This is a genomic window from Aggregatibacter actinomycetemcomitans DSM 8324, from assembly GCF_000372365.1.
GTDB lineage: Bacteria > Pseudomonadota > Gammaproteobacteria > Enterobacterales > Pasteurellaceae > Aggregatibacter > Aggregatibacter actinomycetemcomitans.
This window is the reverse complement of record NZ_AQUU01000023.1, coordinates 1-9,227: the sequence shown is the minus strand read 5'-3', so window position 1 is coordinate 9,227 and position 9,227 is coordinate 1. Positions and strand designations below refer to the sequence as shown.

General features: G+C 40.2%; 17 protein-coding genes and 1 pseudogene. All 18 read right to left on the bottom strand.

Features of this window, described 5'->3' with window-relative positions; all coding sequences use genetic code 11:
- Positions 1-178: 178 nt before the first annotated feature.
- A complete protein-coding gene (gene rplQ, locus A3CS_RS0110490; protein WP_005548750.1) occupies positions 179-568 on the bottom strand; it encodes a 50S ribosomal protein L17 in 390 nt (129 codons plus the stop codon).
- Between the two features lie 41 nt (positions 569-609).
- Positions 610-1,599 carry a DNA-directed RNA polymerase subunit alpha gene (locus tag A3CS_RS0110485; protein ID WP_005548752.1) on the bottom strand — a complete coding sequence of 330 codons (990 nt, stop codon included), beginning with the start codon at positions 1,597-1,599 and terminating at the stop codon, positions 610-612.
- Between the two features lie 28 nt (positions 1,600-1,627).
- Entirely contained in the window at positions 1,628-2,248 is a 621-nt protein-coding gene (gene rpsD, locus A3CS_RS0110480) for a 30S ribosomal protein S4 (protein WP_005548754.1), read from the bottom strand.
- Between the two features lie 29 nt (positions 2,249-2,277).
- On the bottom strand, positions 2,278-2,667 hold the full coding sequence (gene rpsK, locus A3CS_RS0110475) for a 30S ribosomal protein S11 (protein ID WP_005548756.1): 390 nt from the start codon (positions 2,665-2,667) through the stop codon (positions 2,278-2,280).
- Positions 2,668-2,682: 15 nt separating this feature from the next.
- Positions 2,683-3,039 carry a 30S ribosomal protein S13 gene (rpsM, locus tag A3CS_RS0110470; protein ID WP_005548758.1) on the bottom strand — a complete coding sequence of 119 codons (357 nt, stop codon included), beginning with the start codon at positions 3,037-3,039 and terminating at the stop codon, positions 2,683-2,685.
- Between the two features lie 141 nt (positions 3,040-3,180).
- Positions 3,181-3,294, bottom strand: a complete 114-nt coding sequence (rpmJ, locus tag A3CS_RS1000000111785) for a 50S ribosomal protein L36 (protein WP_005548767.1) — start codon at positions 3,292-3,294, stop codon at positions 3,181-3,183.
- Positions 3,295-3,319: 25 nt separating this feature from the next.
- Positions 3,320-4,645 (bottom strand): preprotein translocase subunit SecY, encoded by a 1,326-nt coding sequence (secY, locus tag A3CS_RS0110460; RefSeq protein ID WP_014167558.1) that lies wholly within the window; start codon positions 4,643-4,645, stop codon positions 3,320-3,322.
- 3 nt (positions 4,646-4,648) lie between these two features.
- On the bottom strand, positions 4,649-5,083 hold the full coding sequence (gene rplO / locus A3CS_RS0110455) for a 50S ribosomal protein L15 (protein WP_005548772.1): 435 nt from the start codon (positions 5,081-5,083) through the stop codon (positions 4,649-4,651).
- A gap of 3 nt (positions 5,084-5,086) precedes the next feature.
- Positions 5,087-5,266, bottom strand: coding sequence for a 50S ribosomal protein L30 (gene rpmD / locus A3CS_RS1000000111780; RefSeq protein WP_005548774.1), 180 nt, complete (start codon positions 5,264-5,266; stop codon positions 5,087-5,089).
- 6 nt (positions 5,267-5,272) lie between these two features.
- Positions 5,273-5,773, bottom strand: a complete 501-nt coding sequence (gene rpsE, locus A3CS_RS0110445; protein WP_005548776.1) for a 30S ribosomal protein S5 — start codon at positions 5,771-5,773, stop codon at positions 5,273-5,275.
- 15 nt (positions 5,774-5,788) lie between these two features.
- Positions 5,789-6,142: a 50S ribosomal protein L18 gene (rplR, locus tag A3CS_RS0110440; RefSeq protein WP_005548777.1), complete on the bottom strand. Its 354-nt coding sequence runs from the start codon at positions 6,140-6,142 to the stop codon at positions 5,789-5,791.
- Positions 6,143-6,155: 13 nt separating this feature from the next.
- Positions 6,156-6,689, bottom strand: a complete 534-nt coding sequence (rplF, locus tag A3CS_RS0110435; protein WP_005548778.1) for a 50S ribosomal protein L6 — start codon at positions 6,687-6,689, stop codon at positions 6,156-6,158.
- Positions 6,690-6,704: 15 nt separating this feature from the next.
- On the bottom strand, positions 6,705-7,097 hold the full coding sequence (rpsH, locus tag A3CS_RS0110430; RefSeq protein ID WP_005548780.1) for a 30S ribosomal protein S8: 393 nt from the start codon (positions 7,095-7,097) through the stop codon (positions 6,705-6,707).
- A gap of 36 nt (positions 7,098-7,133) precedes the next feature.
- Positions 7,134-7,439 (bottom strand): 30S ribosomal protein S14, encoded by a 306-nt coding sequence (gene rpsN, locus A3CS_RS0110425; RefSeq protein WP_005548782.1) that lies wholly within the window; start codon positions 7,437-7,439, stop codon positions 7,134-7,136.
- A gap of 12 nt (positions 7,440-7,451) precedes the next feature.
- Positions 7,452-7,991, bottom strand: a complete 540-nt coding sequence (gene rplE, locus A3CS_RS0110420; RefSeq protein ID WP_005548784.1) for a 50S ribosomal protein L5 — start codon at positions 7,989-7,991, stop codon at positions 7,452-7,454.
- Between the two features lie 17 nt (positions 7,992-8,008).
- Positions 8,009-8,320, bottom strand: coding sequence for a 50S ribosomal protein L24 (gene rplX / locus A3CS_RS0110415; RefSeq protein WP_005548785.1), 312 nt, complete (start codon positions 8,318-8,320; stop codon positions 8,009-8,011).
- A 10-nt stretch (positions 8,321-8,330) separates the two neighbouring features.
- Positions 8,331-8,702 carry a 50S ribosomal protein L14 gene (gene rplN, locus A3CS_RS0110410; protein WP_005548786.1) on the bottom strand — a complete coding sequence of 124 codons (372 nt, stop codon included), beginning with the start codon at positions 8,700-8,702 and terminating at the stop codon, positions 8,331-8,333.
- Between the two features lie 321 nt (positions 8,703-9,023).
- Positions 9,024-9,227: pseudogene (locus A3CS_RS1000000111775) on the bottom strand (transposase); the annotation flags it as partial.

The window sequence follows — 9,227 nt, the reverse complement described above, 5'->3', positions numbered from 1 at the left end:
AATTTTGGTTGTCAACCTTATTCATTATATAGTGAGGATTTTTTATGTTGACCGCTTAAGTTCTTTGATTCCATACGCATAGCGTACGGTTTTGTTTATAGCTAGACGTTGTCTAGCTATAATAAAAAGGCTGAATAAATGTTATTCAGCCTTTTTAAATCTAACAGTTAACTAGTTTTTATTCCGCTGTAGCTTCTTTACTTGAAACTTCTGGACGATCTACTAACTCAATGTAAGCCATTGGAGCATTATCGCCAGCACGGAAACCACATTTAAGGATGCGGGTGTAGCCACCAGCACGTTGTGCAAAACGTGGACCTAATTCATTAAATAATTTAGCAACAGTTTCTGTGTTGCGTGTACGAGCAAAAGCTAGGCGGCGATTTGCCACACTATCTACTTTTGCTAAAGTAATTAACGGCTCAACTACTCGACGTAATTCTTTTGCTTTAGGCAAAGTTGTTTTAATAATCTCGTGACCAATTAAAGAACTTGCCATATTACGGAACATCGCTTGGCGATGACTACTATTACGGTTTAGTTGACGACCACTCTTACGATGGCGCATAACCTTATCCTTCTCAGAAAAATCTTTAACCTACGACTAAACTAGTCTTCAGCAATACTTGCTGGTGGCCAATTCTCAAGGCGCATACCTAGTGATAAGCCTCTTGAAGCGAGTACATCCTTAATCTCAGTAAGCGATTTCTTACCTAAATTAGGAGTTTTAAGTAACTCAACTTCTGTACGTTGAACTAAATCACCGATATAGTGAATTGTTTCTGCTTTCAAACAGTTAGCAGAACGAACTGTCAACTCTAAATCATCTACAGGGAGAAGAAGGATTGGATCAAATTCCGGCTTCTCCTCCTTAACTTCAGGTTGACGAACATCACGTAAATCAACGAATGCATCGAGTTGCTCTGCTAAAATTGTTGCTGCCCGACGAATAGCTTCTTCCGGATCAATAGTACCATTTGTCTCCAGCTCAATAACCAATTTGTCTAAATCGGTACGTTGTTCAACACGTGCCGCTTCAACATTGTAAGCAATACGCTCAATCGGGCTATAACAGGCATCTACTAATAAACGACCAATAGGGCGCTCTTCATCCTGAATTTGAGCACGAACTGATGCCGGCACATATCCTCTACCACGCCGAACACGAATTCGCATACTAATAGAGGCGTTTTCATCGGTTAGATGACAGATTACATGCTCCGGATTAATAACTTCAACATCACCATCATGGGTAATATCTGCAGCAACAACAGGGCCAATTCCAGACTTGCTAAGTGTAAGAAGAACATCATCCTTATTCTGTACTTTTACAGCTAAACCTTTTAGATTTAAAAGTACTTCCAGAATATCTTCTTGTACACCCTCTTTACTACTATATTCATGCAATACACCATCAATCTCTACTTCAGTAACAGCACAACCTGGCATTGAAGATAAAAGAATTCGACGCAATGCATTTCCTAGAGTATGACCGAAACCACGCTCTAATGGCTCCAAGATAACCTTAGCTTGAGTGGAGCTAATTTGTTCAATATCAACTAAGCGCGGCTTTAAAAATTCTGTAACAGCACCCTGCATTTTATCCTCTCTTTGCTTCTAAGCTCTATTATTTAGAATAAAGCTCAACGATCAGATGTTCGTTAATGTCTGCTGATAAATCAGAACGTTCAGGAACACGTTTTAATACACCTTCCATTTTAGCAGCATCAACTTCTAACCATGTCGGTTTTTCTTTCTGTTCTGCCAATTCCAATGATGCTTTAATACGTGCTTGTTTCTTAGATTTTTCACGAACAGCAACTACATCATCAACTGAAACCTGGAAAGATGGAATGTTTACCACACGACCATTAACAACAATCGCTTTATGACTTACCAATTGGCGAGCCTCTGCGCGAGTGGCTGCGAACCCCATACGATAAACTATATTATCCAATCGACCTTCAAGCAACACTAATAGATTTTCACCTGTGTTACCCTTTAAGCGGTTTGCTTCTTTGTAGTAATTACGGAATTGGCGTTCCAAAATACCGTACATACGGCGAACTTTTTGTTTCTCACGCAACTGACTACCATAGTCAGACAGACGCGGTTTACGAGCACCATGTTGACCAGGCGCGATATCAATTTTACATTTTGAATCAATCGCACGAACACCTGATTTAAGAAATAAATCAGTGCCTTCACGGCGGCTTAGCTTGAGTTTAGGACCCAAATATCTTGCCATTTTCTTTCTCCAACTATCCTATAACGCCATTAAACACGACGTTTTTTCGGTGGACGACAACCGTTATGAGGAATCGGAGTCACATCAGTAATATTCGTAATGCGGAAACCTGCCGCATTTAATGCACGAATAGTTGACTCTCGACCAGGACCTGGTCCTTTTACCATAACTTCCAAGTTCTTTAAGCCGAATTCTTTTACAATTTCAGCACAACGTTCTGCCGCAACCTGTGCAGCGAACGGGGTAGATTTACGAGAACCACGGAAACCTGAACCACCAGCAGTAGCCCAAGCTAATACATTACCTTGGCGGTCAGTTATAGTAACGATTGTATTATTGAAAGATGCGTGAATGTGTGCAACGCCATCTACAACTTGTTTTTTTACACGTTTACGTGCACGAACTGGTGTTTTTGCCATCTTAATTTACCCCGACTATTTTTTGATCGGCTTACGAGGACCCTTACGGGTACGCGCATTAGTTTTAGTACGTTGACCACGTACCGGTAAACTACGACGATGACGTAAACCACGATAACAACCTAAATCTAATAGGCGTTTAATGTTAAGTGTTACTTCACGACGTAAATCCCCTTCAACGGTAAATTTACCAACTTCGTCACGCAGTTTGTCAATCTGCTCTTCAGACAATTCGCTGATCTTAACATCTTCAGCAATACCCGCTGCAGCACAAATGCTTTTTGAGCGGGTCTTACCAATACCGTAAATTGCAGTTAAAGCGATTACAGCGTGCTTATGATCAGGAATGTTAATGCCTGCAATACGGGCCACTATGCACTCCTATTGTTTATTGATTAGTTGACACTCTGATCTTGAAAAGCCCGTTTTCAGGATACTCAAACAGAGTGTCAAGGAAATAAATGAGCTAGGCAGTATATCTACCCAACCTGTTCTTTGCAAGAAAAATATCAATTAACCTTGACGTTGTTTATGCTTAGGATCGCTACAAAGTACACGAACAACACCTTCGCGTTTAACAATCTTACAGTTACGACATAATTTCTTAACGGAAGCACGAACTTTCATTGCTTATCCCTTTTATATAATCGGACTATTGTCCAAAACCTTTAAGGTTTGCTTTTTTCAGCGCAGACTCATATCTTGTAGACATCAAATGACTCTGAATCTGAACGATGAAATCCATAATTACCACCACAACAATTAGCAAAGATGTACCACCGAAATAAAACTGTACATTCCAAGCAGATGTCATGATATACGGAACTAAACAAACAAATGTAACATAAAGACCACCAATAAGGGTAAGTCTGGTCATAATCTTATCAATGTACCGAGATGTTTGTTCCCCTGGTCTAATTCCAGGTATAAATGCACCTGATTTTTTCAAATTATCTGCTGTATCTCTAGGATTATATTGCATAGCAGTATAGAAAAAACTAAAGAAGATGATGGCACTAGCATAAACGACTAAGTATAAAGGCTGTCCAGGATGTAATAACATTGATAAATCAGTTAACCATTCTAGACTAGAACCCTGACCTACCCATTGGGTTAATGTCGCAGGGAAAAGAATTATACTTGATGCAAAAATCGCTGGAATAACCCCCGCCATATTCACTTTCAGTGGAAGGTGAGTAGAGTGGCCACCCAAGATTTGTCTGCCTTGTTGACGTTTAGCATACTCAACCTTTATTCTTCTCTGCCCTCTTTCTACAAAGACCACAAAGTAAGTAACTGCTAAAACAATTACAGCAATTAATAGAAGAACAAGGAAATGCATTTGACCAAGACGAGCTTGCTCAATCGTTTGACCTACAGCTGCAGGCAAGCCGGCCACAATCCCCGCAAAAATAATCAAAGAAATACCATTACCAATACCACGCTCTGTAATTTGTTCACCTAACCACATCAAGAACATAGTTCCTGTAACTAAACTAATTACGGCAGTAAAGTAAAAGCCGAATCCCAAATTAGGAACCAAGCCAGGTAACATATTAGGCAAGCCAGTTGAAATACCTACCGCCTGTAGAGTAGCAAGCACAACCGTTGAATAACGGGTATATTTACTAATCTTACGACGACCTGACTCACCTTCTTTTCTTAATTCCGCAAGTGCCGGATGAACCGAAGCTAACAATTGGATAATAATTGATGCCGAAATATAAGGCATAATACCAAGCGCAAAAATTGAAGCCCGGCTCAACGCACCACCAGAGAACATATTAAACATATCAATGATGGTGCCTTTTTGTTGTTCAATCAACTGAGCTAATACAGCCGCGTCTATACCAGGAACCGGAATGAATGAACCAATTCGGAAAACAATAAGTGCACCTAAAACAAATAACAATCTGCTCTTTAGCTCACTTGTACCACCTTGAGTACTTCTTGTTTGATAGCCTGGTTGTTTAGCCATTAATTATTCCTCGATTGAACCACCAGCAGCTTCAATAGCTGCTTTGGCGCCTTTAGTCACACGCAACCCACGAATAACTAATTTATTTTTAACTTCACCCGCTAAAATTACTTTAGCAAACTGAATATCCTTAGTTAAAATATTGGCAGCTTTTAATGTTTCTAAAGTCACAATACCATTTTCAATTTTATTCAGGTCGTCTAGACGGACTTCTGCTGTTACTGCAGATTTCATAGAAGTAAAACCAAATTTAGGTAAACGACGATATAAAGGCATTTGACCACCTTCGAACCCACGACGAACACCGCCACCAGTACGAGATTTTTGACCTTTATGACCACGTCCACCAGTTTTACCTAAACCTGAACCAATACCACGACCAAGAAGTTTAGCACTATGCTTAGCACCTTCAGCCGGAGATAGAGTATTTAAGCGCATCTATTACTCCTCCACTTTAACCATATATGAAACCTGGTTAATCATTCCTCGTACTACCAGAGTATCAATTAACTCAACAGTATGATGCATATGGCGAAGACCAAGACCACGTAGTGTAGCTTTATGCTTCGGCAAACGAGCAATAGAACTACGAACTTGCGTTACTTTAATAGTTTTAGCCATTATTAATTACCCCAAAATTTCATCAACTGATTTACCACGTTTAGCAGCAACCATTTCTGGTGATTTCATATTTGCTAAAGCATCAATAGTTGCACGAACAACATTGATTGGATTAGTTGAACCATAAGCTTTTGACAATACGTTACGTACGCCAGCTACTTCCAATACAGCACGCATCGCACCACCTGCAATGATACCGGTACCCTCACTTGCCGGTTGCATAAATACACGAGAACCGGTGTGGGTACCTTTAATAGGATGCTGCAATGTACCTTCACTTAAAGCAACATTGATCATATTACGACGCGCTTTCTCCATTGCTTTTTGAATAGCTGCAGGAACTTCGCGCGCTTTGCCATATCCAAAACCAACGCGACCATTACCATCACCTACTACGGTTAACGCAGTAAAGCTCATGATACGACCACCTTTTACAGTTTTAGATACGCGGTTTACCGCAATTAGCTTCTCTTGCAGTTCACCAGCTTGTTTTTCGATGTTTGACATCTCAAATTACCTCAATTAGAACTGTAGACCAGCTTCACGAGCAGCATCCGCTAAAGATTGGATACGGCCATGATATTTAAAACCAGAACGGTCAAAAGCAATATCTTTGACCCCTTTTGCTAATGCTCTTTCTGCAACAATTTTGCCTACAACTGCTGCTGCATCTTTATTTCCGGTATATTTTACTTGCTCAATAATTGCCTTCTCAACAGTAGAAGCAGCGGCAAGCACTTCTGAACCGTTTGGTGCGATAACTTGAGCGTAAATATGACGCGGAGTACGGTGAACAACTAAACGCGTTACACCTTGCTCTCTCATCATATGACGCGCACGAGCCGCACGACGGATACGAGCTGATTTCTTATCCATAGTGTTACCTTAATTATTTCTTCTTAGCTTCTTTAATACGCACCACTTCATCAGCGTAACGTACCCCTTTACCTTTATACGGTTCAGGACGACGATAAGCACGAATATCTGCGGCAACTTGACCGATTAACTGTTTATCTGAACCTTTCAAAACAATTTCAGTTTGAGAAGGACATTCAGCAGTAATCCCCGCAGGTAAAACATGCTCAACAGGGTGAGAAAATCCAAGACTTAAAGCAACAGCATTTCCTTTAATTTGAGCTCTATAACCTACACCTACTAATTGTAGTTTTCTTGTAAATCCTTCAGTAACACCAATAACCATGGAATTAACTAATGCTCTGGCAGTACCGGATTGAGCGTTACCACCTTCAACACCTTCACGTGGCGAGAATGTTAATTCATTATTTTCATGCTTAACTTCTACTGAATGATGAATAGAGCGTGACAACTCACCATTTTTACCTTTAATTGTTAGTAACTGTCCGTTAAGTTTTACCTCAACGCCGGCAGGAATACTAACAGGTGCTTTTGCAACACGAGACATTTTCCTACCTCTCTATTAAGCTACATAACAAATGATCTCACCGCCTAAACCAGCTTGACGAGCTGCACGGTCAGTCATTACACCTTTAGATGTAGATACCACAGCGATACCTAAGCCACCCATTACTTTTGGTAATTCGTCTTTACGTTTATAAATACGAAGACCTGGGCGACTTACACGCTGGATACTTTCTACAACCGGTTTACCTTGGAAATATTTTAACGTAATTTCCAATTCAGGTTTTACACCTTCAACTACTTTAACGCTTTCGATATAACCTTCGCTAGCTAATACATTGGCAATTGCAACTTTTAGCTTGGATGAAGGCATACTGATCGCAACTTTATTCGCAGCTTGACCGTTACGAATGCGGGTCAACATATCTGCGATAGGATCTTGCATACTCATTGTGCTTTTACTCCGATTCCAAATTAAAGTGGCATATTACCAACTAGCTTTCTTAAGACCTGGGATCTCTCCCCGCATAGCAGCTTCACGAACCTTAATACGGCTTAAACCAAACTTACGAAGAACGCCATGTGGACGTCCGGTTTGACGACAACGGTTACGTTGACGACTAGGGCTAGAATCACGAGGTAAAGTTTGTAACTTCAACACGGCATTCCAACGATCTTCGTCAGAGGCATTAATGTCAGAAATAATTTTTTTCAACTCTACACGTTTAGCATAGAATTTTTCAGCCAATTTCACGCGTTTTACGTCGCGTGCTTTCATTGATTGTTTAGCCATTTGTAACCTGCCTTACTTACGGAATGGGAAATTAAAGGCAGCCAATAGTGCTCGACCTTCTTCATCATTCTTAGCTGTGGTGGTAATAGTAATATCTAAACCACGTACACGATCTACTTTATCGTAGTCGATTTCAGGGAAGATGATTTGCTCACGCACACCCATACTGTAATTTCCACGACCATCAAATGATTTCGCGCTTAAACCGCGGAAGTCACGAATACGTGGAACAGCAATTGTAATTAAACGTTCTAAGAACTCCCACATACGTTCACCACGTAGTGTTACTTTACAACCGATTGGATATCCCTGACGGATTTTAAAGCCTGCAACAGATTTACGGGCTTTAGTAATCAAAGGTTTTTGACCGCTAATTGCTGCCAGATCTGCCACCGCATTATCTAGCAATTTTTTATCGGTCAATGCTTCACCCACACCCATATTTAGGGTTATCTTTTCGATTCGTGGGACTTGCATGACAGATGAGTAGTTGAATTTCGTTTTCAATTCATTTACTACTTGATCTCTGTAGTAATCATGCAGTTTCGCCATCGCATTACTCCAGTTTATTAAATAATTTCATTATTAGATTTGAAGAAACGTACTTTTTTGCCGTCTTCAAATCTAAAGCCTACTCGGTCAGCTTTATTTGTTGTTGGATTGAAAATAGCAACATTTGATACATCAATCGCAGCTTCTTTCTTCACTAAACCACCCTCTTTACCTAATGCAGGTACCGGTTTCTCATGTTTAGTAATAATGTTTACGCCTTCAACAATCACTTTACCGTTAGATAACACTTTGGTTACCTTACCGCGCTTACCTTTGCTTTTGCCGGTAAGCACAATTACTTCATCATTTTGACGGATTTTTGCAGCCATTACATTCTCCTTACAGTACTTCTGGAGCTAAGGAAATGATCTTCATGAATTTCTCAGAACGAAGTTCACGAGTCACCGGTCCAAAAATACGAGTACCGATTGGTTGCTCGGTGTTATTATTTAAAATCACACAGGCATTACCATCGAAACGAATAACTGACCCATCTGGGCGACGAACACCCTTCTTGGTGCGCACAACAACTGCTTTTAACACATCACCTTTTTTTACTTTACCGCGTGGAATTGCTTCTTTCACAGTAATTTTGATAATGTCACCAATAGCAGCATAACGACGGTGCGATCCACCTAGAACCTTGATACACATTACGCTACGAGCCCCTGAGTTATCAGCAACATCCAGCATAGTCTGTTCTTGGATCATATTAGTGCTCCGTTAAATTAAAAAACCACCCTTGCGGGACGAACCTACCCATAATGGATAGGGTGCGGATTCTAGCACAAAAAACATAACGAAAGCAATAAGCTTTTAAATAACTTATACGCTTTCATGAAAAGAATGAATTTGAGACGTAAACAACAAAAAGTGCGGTCGAATTTCCAGATGTTTTTTAGCTGTGAATCAAGAAAAATAACAATCCGCACGTAAAACGTGCGGTTTTTAGGCTACCCTATAAGGGCCTAGTACTTCACATGCCCTTCAAAGGGCATGTGAAAACCAACAACCGTGAAATAACTCTATGACCTACCCCTTAAAGGGGTCCACATATCCTTTCTTCGATAAATTATCCTGAATCATGTCTTCCTTTTCCTGATTCCTTATATACTCCTACACTGTCTTTGTATTTAGCCCTACCGTGCTTACATAATAGCCTTTCGACCAAAAATGTCGGTTACCATAGTTGTATTTTAGGTTTGCGTGCCTTTCAAATGATTTTCCCTTTAAATA

Bases quoted from the DNA above. Each gene is read 5' to 3' on its own strand.
- rplQ (WP_005548750.1), bottom strand. From the start codon at position 568: ATGCGCCATCGTAAGAGTGGTCGTCAACTAAACCGTAATAGTAGTCAT.
- A3CS_RS0110485 (WP_005548752.1), bottom strand. From the start codon at position 1,599: ATGCAGGGTGCTGTTACAGAATTTTTAAAGCCGCGCTTAGTTGATATT.
- rpsD (WP_005548754.1), bottom strand. From the start codon at position 2,248: ATGGCAAGATATTTGGGTCCTAAACTCAAGCTAAGCCGCCGTGAAGGC.
- rpsK (WP_005548756.1), bottom strand. From the start codon at position 2,667: ATGGCAAAAACACCAGTTCGTGCACGTAAACGTGTAAAAAAACAAGTT.
- rpmJ (WP_005548767.1), bottom strand. From the start codon at position 3,294: ATGAAAGTTCGTGCTTCCGTTAAGAAATTATGTCGTAACTGTAAGATT.
- secY (WP_014167558.1), bottom strand. From the start codon at position 4,645: ATGGCTAAACAACCAGGCTATCAAACAAGAAGTACTCAAGGTGGTACA.
- rplO (WP_005548772.1), bottom strand. From the start codon at position 5,083: ATGCGCTTAAATACTCTATCTCCGGCTGAAGGTGCTAAGCATAGTGCT.
- rpmD (WP_005548774.1), bottom strand. From the start codon at position 5,266: ATGGCTAAAACTATTAAAGTAACGCAAGTTCGTAGTTCTATTGCTCGT.
- rpsE (WP_005548776.1), bottom strand. From the start codon at position 5,773: ATGTCAAACATCGAAAAACAAGCTGGTGAACTGCAAGAGAAGCTAATT.
- rplR (WP_005548777.1), bottom strand. From the start codon at position 6,142: ATGGATAAGAAATCAGCTCGTATCCGTCGTGCGGCTCGTGCGCGTCAT.
- rplF (WP_005548778.1), bottom strand. From the start codon at position 6,689: ATGTCTCGTGTTGCAAAAGCACCTGTTAGTATTCCTGCCGGCGTTGAG.
- rpsH (WP_005548780.1), bottom strand. From the start codon at position 7,097: ATGAGTATGCAAGATCCTATCGCAGATATGTTGACCCGCATTCGTAAC.
- rpsN (WP_005548782.1), bottom strand. From the start codon at position 7,439: ATGGCTAAACAATCAATGAAAGCACGCGACGTAAAACGCGTGAAATTG.
- rplE (WP_005548784.1), bottom strand. From the start codon at position 7,991: ATGGCGAAACTGCATGATTACTACAGAGATCAAGTAGTAAATGAATTG.
- rplX (WP_005548785.1), bottom strand. From the start codon at position 8,320: ATGGCTGCAAAAATCCGTCAAAATGATGAAGTAATTGTGCTTACCGGC.
- rplN (WP_005548786.1), bottom strand. From the start codon at position 8,702: ATGATCCAAGAACAGACTATGCTGGATGTTGCTGATAACTCAGGGGCT.